The following is a 19,507-nucleotide window of genomic DNA, read 5'->3' on the forward strand; positions in this document are numbered from 1 at the left end:
GCATTTTTTGCCCCGGTTCAGGCGTGAAATACCCAAACCCCAAAAGAAAACGGGCCACCCCGAAGGGTGGCCCGTCCAGACAGGAAAACTACTCCTGTGCAATCGCGGCGGGATTACTTGCCGGCGATAGCCTTCTTGGCATACACGAACAGCGGCTGACCCACGGTCAGGGTAGCAGCGGTGTCACCGGTAGCCCAGCTGGAACCGATACCAACGTGGTTGGAACCGGCGAACAGGGCCATGGAGACGTCGGACGGCAGGCTGGTGGCGTTAGCGGCAACCAGGGCCCAGCCCACGGGCAGGGCGGGAGCTTCAGCAGTCTTGGTCAGGAAGAACAGCTTGTTGTTAGCAGCAGCAACATCGTTGGCGAAAGCAAAAGCGAAAGCATTAGCCTTGGTGTTGGAGCCGGAAGCAACAGTGTTCACATCCTTGTCAGCAGCTTCGACAGCCACGCCGGACTTGTTGCCCAGCAGGGTCAGGGCGATGTCGGTAACGTTACCAGTACCGTCATTGGTCCAGAAGGACTTGGGAGTGGAACCGTTCAGACCGACCAGCAGACGGGGCAGGCTGATGGCAGCAGCAGCCTTGGCGGAGCGATCCAGGTTGCCAGCACCGACCAGTTGCCAAGCGGTATCGTTAGCCAAGGAAGCGGTCTTGATGTTGGCCACGTCCAGGGTCACGGTACCCAGAGCATCGTTGCCAGCCACCAGGTTGGCGTTGAACGGCAGGAAGTTGCTCATGGAGGGTTCGGCGGAGGTCAGCAGCTTGTACTGGGAAGCGCCAGCAGCATCCTGGGACTCGCTCACCAGCAGCACGAAGGCGTCCTTGAACACAGCGCCAGCGTCCTTCAGATCCTTCTCGGGACCAGCGCCGATCAGGAAGCGGGCCTTACCAGCGGCATCAACCAGAGCCTGGGACTGGGCAGCAGTAGCGGCAGAGTTGGTCAGGGTGCCATCGGACTTGATGAAGACCAGGCCACGTTCGTTGACGTTGCTAGCACCGTTAGCCAGCTTCACGTCACCGGTCAGACGGCCGGAAATCTTGCCAGTCTTGGGGTCCAGAGCGACTTCGAAGGCGGTAGCGACGTGATCACCAGACAGAGCGCTGGTAGCGGCGTTAGCGTTGCCGTACAGCGTGGCGGAAGCCACCAGGTAGTTTTCAGAGCCAGCACCAGTGCTGTTACCGGTGTTGGAACCACCCTTCACCAGATCGTTGGAACGAGTCACCACCACCCAGGCTTGAACGGCGGCAGGCTTGGCAGAAGCCAGCTGGTCGTCAATCTTGGATTCCAGGGCGCCCACGGAGCCGTCCAGAGCCAGAGCCACGTCGGTAGCCCACTTGTCGCCAGGAATGGAAACCTTACCGGCGCTGATGGAGGTCTGAGCGGCGTCAGCAGTAGCCTTTTCAACCCACTTGGCCAGGTAAGCAATGACCTTGGAGCCGGCGGGGGCCTTCAGGTCAGCCTTGACGTCCATGGTGTACAGGCCCTGGCCGACAGCAGTAGCGGACAGCGGCATGATCACGTTTTCGATGCCATCGGCCACAGCCACGGTGGTGGCGCCAACAGCAGCCTGCAGGGGGGAGGCGACAGTAGCGGTGGAGCCAACGTAACGCACGGAGGTCACGGTGCCGGCGTCGCCGATACCCTTCAGGTTAGTGCGCAGCAGAGCGGTGGGGATGGTGAAGACGATCTTGTTGCCAGAGATGGCGTATTCGCCCGCAGCCGGGTACCAGGTGAACTGGAAGCCGCCGCCGTTTTCCAGCTGGTTCGGGGTCCAGAACTTGATTTCGAAAGTCTTGTCCAGGGAACCGCCGGTCTTCAGGGACAGAGCCTTGCCGAAGTCCACTTCAATGGTCTTCACCAGGCCAGCTTCGGCCGGGGTCACGGAGTAGTAGGCGCGAGCAACGCTGTCAGCCCAAGCCACGGTGTTCACAGCAGTGGCGGTAACGGAACCGGAGGAGCCTTCAACGGCGCCGCTGTTGGAAGCCAGGTAGCTGACGTCCAGGGTGGCGGTATCGTTGTTGGAGAAGGCGTCCTTCAGGGCGATGGTGGGCAGCACAGCAACGGTCTTGCCTTCCACATCGGTACGGTTGGTGCCGATGTTGCTCAGCAGCACGGTGCCGTAGCCATGGCCGTCGGTACCGGTGGTGACGTTGGCGGAAGCGGAACGCAGTTGGTAGTCGGCAGCCAGCTTGACACCAGCCACGGAGACGTTTTCCAGAACCTTACGGATCTGGTCGGCGCCGCCGGCGATACCGCCGAGGCTCACAGGTTCAGACACGGTCAGGGTCAGGGTGCCAGCGGGGGCGCTGTACACGGCGGTCTTCAGGACGGGAGCAGCACCGTCGGTGGAGGCGGAAGCAGCCAGACCAGCGGAGAACTTGGCCTTGGCACCGGTCACAGCGTCGAAGACTTCGGAGTAGTCGGTCTGGTTGGCACCGGTAGCAGTGGCAGCAACGGAGAAGGCCAGGCCACCACCAGCAACACCGGTGTTGAACAGGTCGGAGCTATAGGCAGCAGCGTCAGCGGTAGTATCGCCAGCGGTCCAGTCGATGGTGGCCGGGGCGGCGAAGAAGACTTCATAGGTGTTAGTGGTGGCAGCCTTGGCCTGGGCGGTGTAACCAGTGGTCAGAGCGCCAGCCTTGGTGGTGATGGAACCGGCAGTCTTGATGATGGTAGCCACATCCACGTCGTCGTTGGCGAAGGCGGACAGGGGGGTGTAGGTTTCGAAGGTGATACCGTCGACCAGGCCATTGGTAGCACGAGTCTTGACGGACTTCAGAGCGGGGACCAGGGAGGTCTGGATATCGGTAGCAGCCAGGGAAACCAGCTTGGAGGCGGCAACACCGTCGTTAACTGCAGAACCGGCCAGATCGTTGTACTCGAACTTCACGTCTTGCCACACGGGAGCGGCAACAGTGGTGTCAGCAGAGTACTTCAGCTTGCCGCCGATGACCTTGAAGCCCTTGTTGGCGCCAGGAGCGGTCAGAACCACGGAGAAGTCACCCAGGCCGCCAGCGCCGCCGGAGGTGAAGGTGGCGGAGGTCACGGTCAGATAGGTCTTGGCAGCAGCAGCATCAACAGCGTAGACGTTGACGGTGTTGTTGGCCGGGGTAGCGTTGTTGATCACGGAAGGACCGGCGCTGGCCAGGGTGTCGGCAACATCGGTATCAACAATGTAGTACTTGAAGGTAACGGTCTGGTTAACCAGACCGGTGGTAGCGTACAGGGCTTCGGTAGCGCCGCCGACGGAGGTCACCAGCACGGGAGCAGCGGTACGGGAAGCGGGAGCAGCAGCCAGAGCAGAGCCAGCCAGCAGGGAAGCGGAGATTGCCAGGGCGATCTGCTTCTTGGAGAACTTTTGCATGAACATTTCCTTTCGAAAGAAATCGTTTAAAGCCGTCGTCCCGAACGTAGGGTTCATGGGGGGACGATGACGGGCGGAGTATTGGCAAAGGAGGCCTGGCTGTATATACTCAAAAGTCATTAGCTACCAGTAAGTACCTTACAAAAGTAATAGGGAGCGTTGTTTGAAACGTTTTTTCCTGCTCTGCGTCGCCTGCCTGCTGCCCCTGGCCGCCCCTGCCCAGACCAATCAGATGCCGGCCATGATGATTCTGGACGGCAAGGTCATTGCCACCACCGACGGTAAATTCAGCCCCACCAACGGCGACGTGGTGGTAGTGGTGGATTCTGCCGGTAAGGAACAGGCCCGCACCACCGTGACCAGCGGCGTCTACAGCGGCCTGGTCGTCACCCTGACCCTGGCGGACAACGGCACCAAGGTGCTGGCCTTCCGCTACATCAAGGGCAACAGTACCTATGCCACCGAAGCCGGCAAGGAAGGGGACAAGACCTTCACTTTCTCCGGCAGCGTCTTTCCCACCCGCAGCACCATGGACGTGCTGATGACCGCCACGGTGATCAGTACCGATAATGGCAACGGCAACGGCAATGGAAATAACGGCAACGGCAACAACGGCAACGGTAATGGCAACGGCGGTACGCCGACCCCCACGCCGGTAACCGGCGACGTTAACGGCGACGGCAAGCTGGATGAGACCGACGTGGAGATTCTCCACGCCGCCCTGGCCGGCAACCGGGCCGTGAATATGGCGACCATGGATATTACCAAGGACGGCGTCTTCAATACCCGGGACCTGATCGTGCTATTGCAGAACCTGCGCACCCTGCGCCTGCAGACCCTGCGGGCCTCCCTGCCGGGCACCACCACCACGACCACCGGTAGCAGCAGCGCCACGGCCGCCAGCACAACCACCAGTAGCAGCGGCTCCCCCATTGTGCAGGCCCTGAAGGCGGCGGCAGGCACCACCAGCACCACCGGCTCCCCCGCCGTGCAAGCGGCCAAGAGTAGTACCAACCGCTGATTTTCTGCCCTGCGGAAACTCTTGAAGGTGATGTACAGGTAATAACCAGACCCGGGCCAGTGCCCGGGTTTTTTATTGCCCCAGCTGTCGATATAACGGGTCGGCGTGGTTGGCCGGTATAGTAGCCGCCAAGCGGGGCCGTGACTTGCGGCCGCCGTGCCGCACCGACCCTCCCTTACCTATTCCCGGTATTCCCCCTGCACCGATGAATCACTCCCTGAACTTTCCTTACCCCCCTGTCGTGGGACAAGCCTTGCGGCTTTGCCTGTTGGCCCTGACGGGCCTTTTGCCCCACGCCCCGTTGCTGGCCGCACCGGATGCGCCGGCCCTGATGGTGGTGGTGGGCGACATTCGCCCCGGCCCCCTGGCCCCCGGCGTGGAAGCCCGCCCACCGGGGCGGGTATTGATGTTCTCCTCGCGGGATGGGCTGCTGGTGGGCGATGGCGAGGTAACCGGGCCGGGCCGCTATGTGGTGAGCGCCTCCCGCCTGACTTCGTTCAACGGCACCCCGGTGGTGCTGGAGTTGCAGCAGGGCCGCAAACGCTATGCCCTGCTGCCGCTGGAGGGCAGCCAGGAATGGTTCACCTACCGGGGCCGCACCCTGCCAGACCGCACGCCCCTGCACTGGCGCATCGGCCCCCAGACGGCAGAACTTTCGGCCCAGGAAGCCGCCACCCCCCAGGCCCAGCGCCTGACCCGCCAGGTGGAAGCCCCCTGCGACGAAACCCGGGATGTGAACCGGGATGGGCGCTGCGACGAGGCGGACTGGGCCATCCTGCGGCTGTATGGCGGCGGCACCAGCCGGGTTTCGCCGTGAGCCGGAACATCTGGCAGCGCCGGGGGGCGTGGCCGAGCCACCGGCAGGGCGGCTTTACCCTGATTGAAACCGTGGTGGCCCTGGTGGTGCTGGCGGTGGGCGCCGGGGTGGTCTTGCAGCACCTGCGCGGCTTGATCCTGCGGGCGGAAAAGGAGCAGGAGCAGGTCATCACGGCCATGACCCTGCTCAACGAGGCCACCCGCCTGCCCCACTGGCCCAAGGGGCAATTGCAGGTTGTCAGCACCCGGGAGGGTTCGGGCCTCTATGCCCAGCGCCTGACCATGACTTGGCCCAGCCAGCCCAATTCGCCCAGCGTGGATGTGCGGAATTTCAGTTTTACCAACGAACCCCTGCCGCCCCTGGACCTGGCCTATACCCCCGGCCAGCGTTTCGTGCTGGAACGGGGCCGCTTCACCATGAGCCGCCTGGCCCCCTCGCTGGACCCACCAGCCAATACCTCTTCCGACGTCAATGTGGATACGGCGCAGACCATCCTGCGGCAAGACAAGGAAAGGCGGAAGGAGGCGATGCAGGAAGCAGAGCGGACCGCCGAAAAGGCTGAGAAGGCCGAGCGGGAGGCCGCCCAGCAGGCATCGGCACAGAAACAGGGAACCCCGGAGAACTCCCCGGCGCCGGCTAAAGGCTCTGCTGCACCTTGAAGAGAATGAGGCCGCCGCCTTCTTCAAAGGTGGCGGATTCGGCGGGCAGCTGATTGCGGGCGGCCCATTCCCGGAACTTGTTGCCCTCGGGATCGTTGAGGCCCCGGCCGCTGATGAGCAGGCTCTGGCCATCGAGCTGGATGGCCCGGATGCTGTAGCCCTCGGGCAGGTTGGCCAGCAGTTCCTTGAGGCGTGGCGTCAGGCGGGCTTCCGGCCGCTTCTGGAAGGCGGCGAGGGCCTGCTGCTGGGATTCCATGCGCTTGAGGGCCTGGTATTGGGCCAGGGCCGGCCCAGCCTGCTGGCGCAGGCGGGCGATCTGCTGGCGCTCCAGGGATTCCACCGGCCCCTGGGGCAACAACACCAGCGTCAGCAAGCCCATGAGGATGGCCAGGCCGGCAGCCAGGCCGCCATAGAGAGGAACCGCCGGGGGAATCAGCTGGTGCTGGCGCAGGAAATCCCCCGCCGCTGCCTGCCGCGCCAGACGGGGCAAGGCCGGGGCCAGCGCCACCGGGTCGGCCAGCAAACCTTCATCCACCAGACGGATGGCCACCGGCCGCAGGCCGGCTTCGCCTACTGACGCCAGGGCAGCCCGGGGCAAGGCATACAGATAACCTTCACCGGCCTGCTCCACGTTCGGTGCCATGGCATAGCAATGCTCGGCCGCTGCCAGGGGGAATTCATCCGGCGCGGACCGCAGCATGGCGGCCCGGGCGGTCTCCTGCTCCGGGTAGCGGTGCAGGCGGCGCCGGAAGGGCAGGCGGGGCGACACCAGCAGCAGGCAGGGCTGGGGCTTGCCGTTCTTGCGGGGCGCCGGCGGGGCGGCCTGAGGGGCCAGGCTCAGCTTGCCGTCCCACCCCATGTGCAGGCGCCACAGGGCCAGTTTCCCCTGAGCATCCAGGGTCGCCAGCCAGCGGGGAAAGAGAAGGGGGCGGATCATTGGGCGGCTGCAGGGGCCACGGGTTCGGCCGGGGCCGGCTCGATTTCAACGCTGGTACCCACCGCCGGCGCTGCCACCGGGGCCACTACGGCACCGTCTTCACCCTGGGGCGCCTTGGCGGCCAGGGCACCGGGGCGGGGCTGTTTGAGGTCGGCAAACTTCTCGTTGGCCGCCCGCAGCAGGGCCTGCAACAGGGTATCGGCACCTTGCTGGTCAAGAATGAGGCGGGGCGTGGCGAGAACGATCAGCTCGGTGCCGTTTTCTTCCTGGTTCTTGGCCCGGAAGGCGGCGCCCAGATAGGGAATGTCGGCGGCGCCGGGCACCTTGGTCTGGGTATCGTTGGCGTCTTGCCGGCGCATACCGCCCATGAAGATGGTGGCGCCGTCGGCACTGATGAGGTCGGTTTCCAGCTGGCGGTTGGAAAGGATCGGGTAGCTGTTGCCGTCGATGGTCTTGTTGCCGGAAACGGTGTCATCCTTGACCTTGATGACCATGCGTACTTCGTTGTTGTTGGTCACCCAGGGGGTCACTTCCAGCTGCAGGCCGATTTTCTTGAACTCCACTTCCACTGCGGTCTGGGTGGAGGTACCGGAGATCAGCTTGCCCTTGGGAATGGGCTCTTCGCTGCCCACGTTGATCTTGGCGGTGGCGCCGTTGCGCACGACGATCTTGGGGTTGGAGAGCAGGGAGAAGGCGGTCTGGCTGGCCAGCAATTGCAGGGTGGCAAAGTTGCTCTTGTGCACCACGCCGGCCGAGAAAGTGGGATTGGTGAAATCCTTGGCGATCAGGTTGGTGGCAAAGTCCGTGGTGATGTTGCCGGTGGATTTGAGATACCACTCGACGCCGTAACGCATGGCGTTGTTGAGGCGCACTTCGGCAATGGCCACTTCCACCTGCACCGAGGGGGGCCGGCGGTCCATGCGGTCCAGCAGCTTCTTGATTTCGGCGAATTCCGCGGGGGAGGCATAGATCAGCAGGCTGTTGCTGGTCTTGTCGGCCAGTACGTTGATCTCGGTGGCGTTACGCAGCACGGCCTTGGAAAGGGTCAGCAGGTTGGGCGCCAGGTCGGTGGCGGTCTGCATGGAAAGGGGGTACTGGAAAATCTGCCGGTCATTGCCGTTGCGCACGTCGGCCTGCTTAAGGAAGCCTTCCACCAGATCCCGGGAGACCTTGTTGGCGGCGACGATGACCACCCGCTCCATTTCGGGAATCTGCTTCACTTCGAACTGCTTCACGTTGGCCGGGGCACCGGCGGTGAGCTGGGTCTGGTAGCTGTCGAGTACGGCAACGAGGCCGGCGGCAGTGAGGAACTTGGGGCTGTAGACGATGATGTACTTGCCCAGGAATGCCGGCACGTCGGCATCCTTGACCAGGGAATCGAGGGCCCGCAGATCGGCGTTGCTGGTGTTGGCAAGAATGATGTTGCCGGGCAGCAGGGTGAGCTTGTCGGTGCTTTTCACCACTTGCTTGGCCAGGCCGAGGAAATCCTTGCTTTCCAGGAACTTGAGCTTGAACAGGCCCACCGAATCGCCAATGCGGGCGGCCCCGGGCGGCGTGGCGGCGGGGCCCTGGCTACCGGCCTCGCCCTTGTCTTCGGCGCTGCCGATCAGGTAGACCTTGCCGTTCCGGCGCACCCGCACGCCGTTGGCGTCGAGAAGGCTTTCGAAGAGGCCGATGACTTCATCCCGGGTGGCTTCGGCATCGAAGACGAGGTTCACGTTACGGTCGCGGAAGCTGTCCTGGAAGCTGTAGGGCGCCTTGATGTACTCGCTCATGAAGGCAACGATGACGTCCTTCAGGCTGACGCTGTCGAAATCCAGGCGAACGTGCTTGGGCTTTTCCCGGCTGCCTTTGTTGCTGTCGTTGATGCTTTTGTTGACCGCCTTGGTGACGTCGATTTCGCCGATGATCCCGGAACCCGGCCGGGCCGGCAGGCCCATGGTGGCGTAGTCGTTTTCCTGCCGCAGCTGGCGGTTGCGCTCGGCCAGCTTCTGCAACTCGGAATCAGTGCGCACGGCATGTTCGGCAACCTGGCCGGCAGCTGGCGGCACGAAGGGGTCCAGCAAGCCGCAGGCGGCCAGTTGGCTGATGAGCAGGGCCATCAGGCAGGGGGCAAGCAAGCGGGATTTGAATGTGATCACTGGGATGTTTCCTTACGAGATTCTGCCCTGCGCGCATTGAGCTGCTGCAGGCTGGGACGCCGGCGGGCCGGCAGGTCCACAACTTTGGTGCCTTCGGGGGTCTGCACGGTCACCTGGGTGGCGCCGACTTCCTTGAGGGTGCCATTGGCCAGGGCTTCGCCGGGCTTTACGGCGCCACCGGGCGTGAGGGCCAGGGATACGCCGGGGAACATCATGATGCCGCCCACCGGGCCGCTGGGCCGGACATTGCCCTGGGGGGCCGCCACCCGACCCCAGGGCTGGCCCGCGGGGTCAAAGGGGTTGCGGGCCTGGGCATAGTCGAGGGGCGCAGCAGCCACGGCAGAAGCCGCGGCGGGCAGCGCCAGGGGCTTGGGGGACAGGGGCAGAAAGCCGAACAGGCGGGCGGCCTGGTACAAGATGGCCACGATCAGCAGGCACAACAGCAGGGCATTGGCCAACCAGAGGCCAAGGGCCGGGGTGAAATTGCCCAGGCGCCCCATACGGCCCATACGCCCCGTGCCCGCCAGGCGTGGCTGTGCGCGGGGGCCGCGGGAAAAAGGGAAAGAGAAGGCCGGCTTGCGGAATTTCATTCGGCAGGCCCCATGACAAGCAGGCTGAGGGTGCCATCGAGGCGGACTTCCCGGCGCTCGGGGTCGGCCTTGATGCTGAGGTCCTGCCACAGGCTGCCGCTGGCAGCATCACCCAGCTGCATGACGACGGCCAGGAGCGCCTGGGAATCGGTACTGGAAAGGCTAACGTTCAAAGGCACGATCTGGCTGCCCCCCCGACCAGGGGAACTGGCGCCCACCAGCAGTTCTTCGAGTTTGACGCTCTCCGGCAAGACCCGGGAGATGGCAGCCCGCAGGCTTTCATCATCGACCTTGCCGTCTTCGTTGTAGCCAATGAGGGAGGCCATGGATTCGGCGTAGGCAAAGCCGATCTTCTGGTAGCGGCCTTCGATTTCGGGGCGCTGGGCCACCACCTGGCGCATTTCCTCGAGGCGGGATTGCAGGTCGTTGCCGGCCCGCTTGCGGGCGCCGGTAACAGAACCAGAGGCTGCGGGAGAATCATCGGAACGGCTGGCGGCGCGATCGGCCGGCCCCCCGGATTGATCCAGGTAGATCAATCCGCCCAGGAGCAGGGCCACGCCAACCAGCAGATAGGTTCGAGCCTGATTCTTGCCCGCCCCTGCACCTGCCTGAAGTTTGCCGCGAATGGCGACCAGCCAACCCATCGTTACTGGACGATGACGCGTTCGACCGTGAAGGTCATGTCTTCTGCGAAGCCGTCCTTGCCCAGAATCGGGAAGGTGAAGCTCTTGCCGGGCTGCAATTCAGCCACGGGAATCTGGGTCTGGTAGGCCTTGTTGCGTTTGACGTCGAAGGTGAACAGGCGCAGGTTTTTCCGGCTTTCGTCGAAACTCATCAGGCTCTTGGCGTAGGCCCAGCCGAAAGCCTGGTTCTTCAGCACCAGGGACATGAAGCTATTGACCTCCAGCGCCACATCGCCAGATTTGAGGCGAATGATCGTGGCCTGGGAAAGATCGAGACCCGGCCTTTCCAGCTCGGCCTGACGGGCCAGGATGGCCTTGGTTTCGCCCGGCACTTCGTAGGCCGCCCACTGTGCAGTGGTGGCACAACCTGCCAACAGCATGAGGGCCAGGAAAGGAACGGCGAAATGCTTGCGGAGGACGGGGCGCAGGGAAAACAGGATGTTTGTCATGACCTATTGATGCAATTGAACAAAACTTTGGCAGTTTAACATCATTGGCGCCGCTCCCAATCGTTAAGCCAGGCAAAGCCGGAGAGGGTTTGCGGCCCGGTGGAAGCACGGCCGGCCATACCGGAGGCATCAAGTCGCCACCGATCCGGGAAAAGTCAGGCGTAAGACGGCAACTCGCCTATTTTTCAATCAGTTAAGTGACTTTATGGCGAGTTCATGAAAAAATCCGACCATTGCCCATCCCGCAGAATCTCCCCATCAACGCCGCCCGCCTTCCCACCCTCTCCTTCCGCGCCTGCGCCCTGGCCGCTTTGCTGTTCTGCCAAGGAGGATGGGCGGAGGACGGCGCTGCGGTTCCCCGCTTTGGCATTTCCCGCTTTGTCGTGGAGGGCAACAGCCTTCTGCCGGCCGACGAGGTGGCGGCGATATTGGCCCGCCACGCCGGCACTGACCGCACTTTCAGCGACATTCAACGGGCCGTGGAAGACCTGGAGGCCGCCTACCGGGCCGCCGGTTATTCCACCGTATCAGTGGTGCTGCCCGAGCAGGTGCTGGAATCCGGCGAGATTCGCCTGACGGTGCAGGAGACCCGCCTGGGCAAGGTGCACGTAAGCGGCCAGCAGCATTTCGACGAAGCCAACCTGCGGGCCAGCCTGCCCGCCCTGCGGGAGGGCGAGGCGCCCAATCTGCAGGCCTTGTCGCGCAATCTGCAAGTGGCCAACGAAAGCCCGGCCAAGCAGGTGCAGGTGATCCTCCAGGGCAGCGAAGTGCCGGGCCAGGTGGATGCGGCGGTGCGGGTCAGCGACGAAAAGCCCTGGCGTCTTTTCGCCACCCTGGACAACACCGGCACGGTGGAAACCGGCCGGATGCGCCTGGGCCTGGGCGCCCAGCACGCCAACCTTTTCAATCGCGACCATGTGCTGACGGCCCAATACACCACCGCGCCGGATGCGCTGGACCAGGTATCGGTCTACGGCCTGGGTTACCGGATTCCCCTCTACGCCAGCAGCGACACCCTGGAATTCTTCGCCGGCCGTTCGGACGTCAGCTCGGGCACCGTGGCCAATCTCTTCACCGTCAGCGGTGCCGGTACCGTGCTGGGGGCCCGCTACACGCGCAACCTGGCCCGCCACGGCATCTACGACCACAAGGCCACCCTGGGCCTGGATTACCGGGCCTATGAAAACCAGGTGCGCCCCCTCGGTGGCGGTGCTTCCCTGCTACCCGACTACACCGTCACGCCCCTGCTGGCCACCTATAGCGGCGCCCTGGACTGGACCACCGCCCGCGCCGGCTTTGCTGCCACCTGGATGCGCAACCTGCCTTATACGGACAAGGGCCGTGAGGCCCAGCTCAAACAGGTGCGGCTGGGGGCCCGGGAGGATTACTCCCTGTGGCGCCTGAGCGGCAATTACAGCCAGGCCCTGGCCGGCGACTGGCAGGCTGTGGCTGCCTTTTCCGGCCAGTACACCCGGGACCAACTGGTTTCCGCCGAACAGTTCGGCGCCGGCGGCGTGGCTTCGGTACGCGGCTTCAACGAGCGGGCCGTGGCCATGGATCGCGGCTACCGGGGCAGCCTGGAGCTTTACACCCCCGAGTTGAAGGGCTGGGTGCCGATTGAAGGTGCCAATCTGCGGCTGCTCGGTTTTTATGATTTTGCGTCGATCCGCCTCAACCATGCGCTCCCCGGCGAAGTCTCCCGGGAAGGCCTGGCGAGTGCCGGTGTCGGCCTGCGCCTGAACGTCAGCAAGCGTTTCAGCCTGGGTGCGGACTACGCCCAGGTGCTGGATGGCGCCGGCACCAAGCGGGCCGGCGATGACCGGCTGCATGTCAATCTGATGCTCAGTTATTGAGCTTTTTTATCAGCCCGAGCCTGCCCGGCTCCCGGCGGCCTTGCTTCACAGCGGTTTTTTTCCCGTGTGCTAGGCTGAATCGAGAAAGCCACCCCTGGTGGAATGAGGGTGGTCGGCGAGCCACCGCCCGATCCGGCGGGGCAGACGGGCGTTGAATGTTGTTTTTTCCCTGGGGTTCAGGGGGGTGCGTATGGTCAGTCTGAAAACTCGGTGCCGTTCCCGGCAATATTCCCCCACGGTGCTGGCCGCTGCCGTGGCTGCCTGCTTTGCCTTCCCGGGCACCGTTCTGGCAATGCCCACGGGCCCCACCGTTGCGAACGGCCAGGCCAGCATCAGCCAGGCCGGCAACGTGCTGACGGTACGCAACAGCTCCGGCGCCATCATCAACTGGCAGGGCTTTTCCATCGGCGCCGGCGAGACGGCGCGCTTTCTCCAGCCTTCGGCCAGCAGCGCCGTACTGAACCGGGTAATCGGCCAGGACCCGAGCCAGATTCTCGGCCAGTTGAGCTCCAACGGCCGGGTTTTCCTGATCAACCCCAACGGTATCGTTTTTGGCCAGGGCGCCCAGATCAACGTGGGCGGGCTGGTAGCGTCGACCCTGAATCTCTCCGACCAGGATTTCCTGGCGGGCAAGCTGCGCTTCACCGGCGGCAACGGGGCCGGTGGCATCGAGAATCAGGGCCTACTGCAGGCAGCCAAGGGCGGTGCCATCTATCTGGTGGCGCCGACGGTGGAGAACCGGGGGGTCATCCGTGCGCCATCGGGGGACATCCTGGTGGCGGCGGGGGAATCGGTGCGCGTGGCCGATGTCCGCACGCCGGACCTGTGGGTGGAAATCACCGCCGGCAAGGGCGAGGCTCTGAACCTCGGCCAGTTGCTGGCCGGGGCCGGCAATATCGGCATGTTTGCCGGCCGCATCAGCCAAAGTGGCGTGATTTCGGCCAATACGGCAAGCCGGGATGCCCAGGGCCGCATCGTCCTGCGGGCGGTGGATCAGGTGGAATTGACGGCGGGTAGCCGCACCGAGGCGGCCGGCGTTCGCGGCGGCAGTGTGCAGGTGCAAGCCACGGCCGGCGATGCCCTGGTCAGCGGCCAGGTATCGGCGGACGGCAGCGCCGCCAAGGGCGGCAATGTGCAGATTCTCGGCCAGCGCGTGGCCTTGCTCGACGGTGCTCGGGTTTCTGCCGACGGGCAGACGGGGGGCGGGCAGGTGCTGGTGGGCGGCGATTTCCGGGGTGAAAACTCGGCGATCCAGAATGCCCGGCTGACCTTTGTCGGCGCGGATGCACACCTGAGCGCCAACGCCCTGGCCAAGGGCGATGGCGGCAAGGTGGTGGTCTGGGCCGACGACACAACGCGCTTCTTCGGCAGCCTGGCGGCCAAGGGCGGCCTGCGCGGCGGCAACGGCGGCCAGGCGGAAGTCTCGGGCAAGTCCTTTCTCTCGATGCGAGGTACGGCAGACCTGGCGGCCCCCCGAGGGAAATCGGGCCAGCTGCTGCTGGACCCGGACATGATCCAGATCGTCGGGGGTTCCGGGGATGGCACGACAGACGGTACCAGCACATTCTCCGGCAGTAGCGCAGGCACTATTTTCATGGGCGGCGCCGGCCCCAGCATCATCTATCAGTCTGAACTGGAAGGTATTGGCGGCAACGTTTGGTTGGAAGCTGCCAGCGGTATCAAAACCAGCGGCACCTTTGCCAGCAATCTGGTGACCATCGGCGGCAACCTGACGATGAAGACCCAGAACAATACCGGAAATGGCAATACGGCTTATGGTATCGACCTGACGAGCGAAGGCAGTAACCCTGATCTCAAGTTCAAGGCGAATGGGGACATATTGCTAGCCACCGGTTATGGCGGAGACGCTGCACCGATCAAGACAGGCTTGCTGGAGGCAGGGCTGGGTAAAAACATTTCCATCCAGTCGAGCGGGGCGATCTACACCAATGGCCTCCGCACTTCGAGTGGCGACATCAATCTTTCTGCCGCCAACGGGGACATTATCCAGGGCACCGGCCTCAGCAACGTCATTTCCCTGGGCGGCGCCACACCGGGGATTTTGACGCTTTCCGCCCCGGGCCATGCCATCTCCCTGATGAATCAGAATAATTACATCACTCTGGTGGGGAATGTCACCAGCAGCAGCTTCAGCCTCTACGACCGGGTGATATCGGTCACCCAGGCTACTGGCACTTTCCTGAACACCGGCCTTTTTTCGCTGAGCATGGGGGGAGAGGGTTTCGCCAATTTCACCAACTCCGGAAATGCATTTACCTCGTTCTCGGCTTATCTCGAGGGCATGAACGGTGTGCAGGTTTTTAGCAGCAGCGCCCTCTCCTTGGGTAGCGCCGGCATCACTGGCGGCGGTGGCAGCTCCAGCATTGATGTGCGGACCAGCCAGTCTTTCAACGCCCAGGGATATGGCATCAACGTGACGGCCGCCGATGACGTCACGCTGCGTGCAACCGGTAACCTGACCGCCGGGCCTATCCATGCCGGGACCATTTCGCTCATTTCCGGAGACGGCTCCACCGCCGGCATCATCACCTTGAAGGGGGATCTCAAGGCGCTGCAGACCGGGTTGTCGACAGATGCACCCGCCATTGTCGTTTCCACTCAGGACGTCGGCGGGCAGATCGTTAATGAAGCCAATCTCTCCACGGTCAGCGGCGGCATTACCCTGATCTCCAATGGCTCCATCAACGTCAATAACCTGATGCCGAAGCGCACCATCACGGCGGATGGAATTGTCAGCCTCGATGCAGGAACCTCCATTACACGGGCAGCCGGCTCTGCCGGGGCGGACATCACCTCGACCTCGGCTACCGTTTCTTTAACGGCCCAGTCCGGCATTGATATCGGCGGTACCGCCATCGGCGGCGAGAACATCAATATCACGTGGTCCAGCGGCGATTACATGCTGAATACCCTGTACACCCTGGGCACGGTGAATCTGGTGGTTGATACGGGCAAGATCGTTAACGCAGCGGGGGCTGGCGTAACCAACATCAAGGCTTCCAGCATTTCCCTCTCCGCCTATGGGGACATCGGCATGGATACGGACGGGATTACGCCATTGCCCATCCTGACCCAGACCAGCCAGTTGCATGCGGAAAGCACCACCGGCAGCGTGTGGATCATCAACCAGGGCCCCACCAACCTGTTCGGCGCCAACAAGGCGCTGACGACTTTCGCCCTGGAATCCACCGGCACCGGTGCCGGTATCTTTTCGGGCGCCGGCAGCAGTATCAATGCCCAGCACCTGGCTCTGAAAAGTGCCGGCTCCATCAACGTCAGTAACGCAACGGTCAGTTCTTTCTCCGGCGCCAGCGGTGGCTCCCTGGCCTTCAGCAGCGGCGCCACCACTCCCCTGGAAATCATGGCCCATAGCTGGACCGGCGCCGCAGCCCTGAGCGCTGGCGGCATGACCACCAGCAGCGGCAGCGAGGCGATCAAGATCAATCATGGTGGCCTGCTGACGCTGAAGGGTTCGGTCAGCGCCCCGAACAGTGGCGATGTCTATTTCTCCGCTCCCGAGATTGCCTGGGGTACGGCAGATGCCAGCATGAACGCCACCGGCAGCGGCGCGGCAGAATTGAGCTTCCGTACCGACAAGCTGACTTTCGGCCCCATGGGCGGTACGGCCAGCGGCTTCCACTGGCTGGGCTTCGAAACCCTGACCAACAATCGGGAAATCGCCGTGCATAACGGGGCCAACCTGCCCGCTTGCGTCAGCAGCAATACCTGCCTGGGGCTGAACCTCACCGACATCAAGAGCCATACGGGCTCGGGTATCCAGGGGTTGCGTATCGGCACGAACAACAGCACGGGGTCGGTCAGCGGCAATCTCAACTTGTACGCAGCCCTGGACAGCAGCACGCTGGCCACCTCCATCACCGACTTGGCACTGCTGACCGGCGGCACCATTGCTCAGAACGGCAACGCCCTGGCGGTGGATCGCCTCGGCGTGGTGGCGAATGGCCCGGTCAGCCTCGTTACCTCGGTCAATACGGTTGCCGCCAGGGTCGGTGGCAGCTTCGCCCTGCAGAATGCCAAGACCCTGACCGTGGGCACCGTGGGCGATACCACCTCGGTGGATGGCTTCGTCGCCGGCGTGACTGCTGAAGGGGTGAATATTGCCACTCAGGGCGACCTCACCATTCTCGGCGGAGGTGCAACCACTGCCGCAATGATTGGCGGCGGCATCAATGCCGGCAGTGGGCCCTTGACCCTGACTGCCCTGGGCACTGGCTCGATCAACAGTAACGGCGGCCTTAACACCCTGGGCGGCAACGTGCTGCTGAAGGCCGGCGGCGATATCGCCAACAACCCGAGCGGTATCCGTTCTGGTGGTGGGCAGGTCAGTCTGGAGGCCGGCGGCAGCATTGCCACGGCCCTGATCGATGCCGGTAGCGGTAGCGTGTCGTTGAAGGCGGGTGGCAACATCACCGATCTCGATGGGACCGCCACCAACATTCACGGCTCATCCCTGACCTTGAATCTTGGCGGTGATGCAGCCCTGGACAGCAATGTGGGCAGTCTGCTGGTTCTCGGTGGACATAACATCGCCTTGAACAATGTGGGCAAACTAACCCTCGCCGGTGGGCAACTTGCCGGTGATTTCACTTTGGAAAACCAGGGGGCACTGACCGTTGGCGGGACGCTGACTTCCACCGCTGGCAAGGTTAGCCTGCGCACTCACAGCCCGCTCACCATCGATGGCAACATCCAGGCCCAGAGCGATATCCTGCTGGAAGCTGGCGCAAGCGCAGCCACCGGCGACGATCTGGTGATCAATGGCACCGTGTTTTCCGTACTGGGGAATATTTCTGCCATTGCCGGGGACAACTACGTGCAGAGCGGCCGTTTGACGACCCAGGGTGGCAGTATCCTGGCTACCGCTGGCGGCCTCTTCAGCATGACGCCATCAGCCCAGATGAAGACTGCCGGCGGCCCCATCCAGATCGCGGCCGTTGGTGACATTTCCCTGGGCCTCATCGATGCTGCGCCGGGCAATGTGGATATTTCATCCAAGTCCGGCAATATCGGTAGTGCCGATCCCAGTATCTCTCCGAACATCCTGGCCGGTTCCCTCAAGCTGGCTGCCGCCAAGGGCATCAAGCTGACCTATGATGCCAAGGCCCTGTCGGTGTCCTCAAGCAGCGGCTATGTAACCCTGGTCAATTCCAGAACTGGTACGGTCATCAGCAACGATCCGGCGCTGCAACCGCCCCCAGTGGATGGCGGTGGGAGCTTGGGCCAGAGCATCGACCAGTCGGTCAATGCAGCCAACGCGGTGATCAGCAGCATGACCAATAATCTGACCCTTTCCGACCCCAGCGGGAGCAACGGCAGGACGGGCGGCCCCGGCGATGATCAGAATGGTGACCGGCGCGACAGAAAATCCGACTCGGGCAACCGGGGAGACTCTCGCTCCGGCGACAAGGATGGTTCCCAGAAAATGAAGGTATGCAATCCGTGAGGCCCACTGTCATGCTCCGCTCGCTTTATTCCCTGATCTTCCTTTGCGCGCTGGCGGCTTCCCCGACCTTCGCTTCTGACGGGGTGGTGCTCAATCTCGGGGGGACACTCTCAGCCAAGGCAAGCGACGGCCGGATGCGTATTCTTTCCGTCAATTCCGACGTGCTCTCCGGCGATACCCTTTATACGGAGAAGGACACGTTTGCCCGGATTCGCTTCAGCGATGGCGGTGAAATCACCCTTAAGCCCAATACCCAGTTCCAAGTGGAAGCCTTTTCCCACCGCGCCGGTTCACCGGAACAAGACAGTGCAGTGTTCCGGCTGATCAAGGGTGGTCTGCGGGCCATCACGGGTTTGATCGGCAAGCAGGACCCGCAGCGTTATCGCATGACAACCAGTACCGCCACCATCGGCATCCGCGGAACGGTGTTCGGTGTTCTCTTCTGCGATGGTGATTGTGGTGGTTATACCACCCAGGGTGGCCAGCCCTTGCAGGATGGCTTGCATGTGGATGTGACCGAAGGTGCCATCTTTGTCAGCAATCAGGCCGGCACGCAGAATCTCAATGCCGGTCAGGGTGCCTACGTGCAGAATGCCAATACCTTGCCGGTTGTTGTTCCCAATGGTTTCCGCCCGGCGGAATCCATTGTCCGGGATGCTGCACGAAGCAACCTGCGAGGTCCCGGCACCTCCAGCGGCAGCGGCGATGATTGCGCGGTTCAGTAGGCTGATTCAATAGCTCTGGCGACCTCCCGGTATGGGGAGGCATAGCGCTGTGCTCGTTACGGTGTTACCTCGACGATCACTAGGTAGGCAGGCGGCAGATCTTTGGAGTGAATGTTCTCAGGCCTGCCGGCCGCAGGGTTGGGTGCCGCATGGCTGGTAGCTGGCTTGGCCCCCCTAGGCGTCTCTGCGGCATGGCTCGGCCCCACCGGGTACCGCTAACGCTTGGCCCCCGAGGTAGCTGAGGCTCGTCGCATTCGTAAACAAAAAAAAGCAGCCCGAAGGCTGCTTTTTTTATCGGTATGAACCGATCAGTGCTTGCGCTTGCGCAGCTGCTGAATGGTTGCCAGCTGGGCAACGGCTTCGGCCAGTTCTGCTTCGGCCTTGGCGTAATCCAGTTCGGCGGAACGGTTCTGCAGTGCTTCTTCGGCAGCCTTCTTGGCAGCCAGCGCCTTCGCTTCATCCAGGTCGGCACCGCGGATTGCGGTATCGGCCAGCACGGTGACGATGGTGGGCTGGACTTCCAGCATACCGCCGGAGACGTAGATCATCTCGAACTCAGCGTCCGGCACCTTGATGCGCACGGTACCGGGCTTGATGCGGGTCAGCAGCGGGGTGTGCCGCGGGTAGATGCCGAGTTCGCCGGCTTCGCCCGGGAGCACCACGTATTCAGCTTCGCCGGAGAAGATAGACTCTTCGGCGCTGACCACGTCTACATGTACTCTCAATGCCATGATAGGGGTTCCCCTCAGGATGGCCGCACCCCGGACGGGATGCGGCTT

At 63.2% G+C, this 19,507-nt stretch carries 13 protein-coding genes; 6 read left to right on the forward strand and 7 right to left on the reverse strand.

Features of this window, described 5'->3' with window-relative positions; all coding sequences use genetic code 11:
• Positions 1–113: 113 nt before the first annotated feature.
• Positions 114–3,368 (reverse strand): hypothetical protein, encoded by a 3,255-nt coding sequence (locus tag AZSI13_RS08120; protein ID WP_109040673.1) that lies wholly within the window; start codon positions 3,366–3,368, stop codon positions 114–116.
• A 163-nt stretch (positions 3,369–3,531) separates the two neighbouring features.
• Between AZSI13_RS08120 and AZSI13_RS08125 the strand changes: the two genes are divergently transcribed.
• The 3 genes from AZSI13_RS08125 (at position 3,532) to AZSI13_RS08130 (ending at position 5,865) form a co-directional block, all read left to right on the forward strand.
• Entirely contained in the window at positions 3,532–4,389 is an 858-nt protein-coding gene (locus AZSI13_RS08125) for a dockerin type I repeat-containing protein (RefSeq protein WP_109040674.1), read from the forward strand.
• A 286-nt stretch (positions 4,390–4,675) separates the two neighbouring features.
• Entirely contained in the window at positions 4,676–5,206 is a 531-nt protein-coding gene (locus AZSI13_RS17550) for a hypothetical protein (RefSeq protein WP_165833403.1), read from the forward strand.
• Complete coding sequence (locus AZSI13_RS08130; protein WP_165833405.1) at positions 5,203–5,865, forward strand: prepilin-type N-terminal cleavage/methylation domain-containing protein; 663 nt, start codon at positions 5,203–5,205, stop codon at positions 5,863–5,865. The genes AZSI13_RS17550 and AZSI13_RS08130 overlap by 4 nt, the downstream gene beginning before the upstream one ends.
• On the opposite strand, the gene AZSI13_RS08135 is transcribed toward AZSI13_RS08130, so the two are convergent.
• From AZSI13_RS08135 to AZSI13_RS08155, 5 genes are all read right to left on the reverse strand, one after another.
• Positions 5,843–6,802 (reverse strand): hypothetical protein, encoded by a 960-nt coding sequence (locus AZSI13_RS08135; protein WP_109040676.1) that lies wholly within the window; start codon positions 6,800–6,802, stop codon positions 5,843–5,845. The two genes, AZSI13_RS08130 and AZSI13_RS08135, sit on opposite strands and share 23 nt — an antisense overlap.
• A complete protein-coding gene (locus tag AZSI13_RS08140; protein WP_109040677.1) occupies positions 6,799–8,943 on the reverse strand; it encodes a type II secretion system protein GspD in 2,145 nt (714 codons plus the stop codon). The genes AZSI13_RS08135 and AZSI13_RS08140 overlap by 4 nt, the downstream gene beginning before the upstream one ends.
• Positions 8,940–9,452 carry a hypothetical protein gene (locus AZSI13_RS08145; protein ID WP_133247286.1) on the reverse strand — a complete coding sequence of 171 codons (513 nt, stop codon included), beginning with the start codon at positions 9,450–9,452 and terminating at the stop codon, positions 8,940–8,942. The genes AZSI13_RS08140 and AZSI13_RS08145 overlap by 4 nt, the downstream gene beginning before the upstream one ends.
• A gap of 77 nt (positions 9,453–9,529) precedes the next feature.
• Positions 9,530–10,177, reverse strand: coding sequence for a hypothetical protein (locus AZSI13_RS08150; protein WP_109040679.1), 648 nt, complete (start codon positions 10,175–10,177; stop codon positions 9,530–9,532).
• A 2-nt stretch (positions 10,178–10,179) separates the two neighbouring features.
• The gene (locus tag AZSI13_RS08155) at positions 10,180–10,665 is read right to left on the reverse strand and encodes a hypothetical protein (protein ID WP_109040680.1); all 486 of its coding nucleotides are present in this window, start codon (positions 10,663–10,665) and stop codon (positions 10,180–10,182) included.
• 233 nt (positions 10,666–10,898) lie between these two features.
• Between AZSI13_RS08155 and AZSI13_RS08160 the strand changes: the two genes are divergently transcribed.
• The 3 genes from AZSI13_RS08160 to AZSI13_RS08170 all read left to right on the forward strand — a co-directional run bounded on the left by AZSI13_RS08160 (position 10,899) and on the right by AZSI13_RS08170 (position 18,728).
• Entirely contained in the window at positions 10,899–12,518 is a 1,620-nt protein-coding gene (locus AZSI13_RS08160; protein ID WP_165833407.1) for a ShlB/FhaC/HecB family hemolysin secretion/activation protein, read from the forward strand.
• A 190-nt stretch (positions 12,519–12,708) separates the two neighbouring features.
• On the forward strand, positions 12,709–18,003 hold the full coding sequence (locus tag AZSI13_RS08165) for a filamentous hemagglutinin N-terminal domain-containing protein (protein WP_109040682.1): 5,295 nt from the start codon (positions 12,709–12,711) through the stop codon (positions 18,001–18,003).
• Between the two features lie 11 nt (positions 18,004–18,014).
• Positions 18,015–18,728 carry a FecR domain-containing protein gene (locus tag AZSI13_RS08170; protein WP_165833409.1) on the forward strand — a complete coding sequence of 238 codons (714 nt, stop codon included), beginning with the start codon at positions 18,015–18,017 and terminating at the stop codon, positions 18,726–18,728.
• A gap of 308 nt (positions 18,729–19,036) precedes the next feature.
• On the opposite strand, the gene AZSI13_RS08175 is transcribed toward AZSI13_RS08170, so the two are convergent.
• Positions 19,037–19,459: a F0F1 ATP synthase subunit epsilon gene (locus AZSI13_RS08175; protein ID WP_109040684.1), complete on the reverse strand. Its 423-nt coding sequence runs from the start codon at positions 19,457–19,459 to the stop codon at positions 19,037–19,039.
• Positions 19,460–19,507 lie beyond the last annotated feature (48 nt).

It is taken from the genome of Azospira sp. I13 (assembly GCF_003112695.1).
GTDB lineage: Bacteria > Pseudomonadota > Gammaproteobacteria > Burkholderiales > Rhodocyclaceae > Azospira.

What these genes read in the sequence shown, in the direction of transcription:
- AZSI13_RS08170 (WP_165833409.1), top strand. Translation starts at nt 18,015, where the DNA reads ATGCTCCGCTCGCTTTATTCCCTGATCTTCCTTTGCGCGCTGGCGGCT.
- AZSI13_RS08150 (WP_109040679.1), bottom strand. Translation starts at nt 10,177, where the DNA reads ATGGGTTGGCTGGTCGCCATTCGCGGCAAACTTCAGGCAGGTGCAGGG.
- AZSI13_RS08120 (WP_109040673.1), bottom strand. Translation starts at nt 3,368, where the DNA reads ATGCAAAAGTTCTCCAAGAAGCAGATCGCCCTGGCAATCTCCGCTTCC.
- AZSI13_RS08165 (WP_109040682.1), top strand. Translation starts at nt 12,709, where the DNA reads ATGGTCAGTCTGAAAACTCGGTGCCGTTCCCGGCAATATTCCCCCACG.
- AZSI13_RS08145 (WP_133247286.1), bottom strand. Translation starts at nt 9,452, where the DNA reads ATGGGCCGTATGGGGCGCCTGGGCAATTTCACCCCGGCCCTTGGCCTC.
- AZSI13_RS08155 (WP_109040680.1), bottom strand. Translation starts at nt 10,665, where the DNA reads ATGACAAACATCCTGTTTTCCCTGCGCCCCGTCCTCCGCAAGCATTTC.
- AZSI13_RS08135 (WP_109040676.1), bottom strand. Translation starts at nt 6,802, where the DNA reads ATGATCCGCCCCCTTCTCTTTCCCCGCTGGCTGGCGACCCTGGATGCT.
- AZSI13_RS08175 (WP_109040684.1), bottom strand. Translation starts at nt 19,459, where the DNA reads ATGGCATTGAGAGTACATGTAGACGTGGTCAGCGCCGAAGAGTCTATC.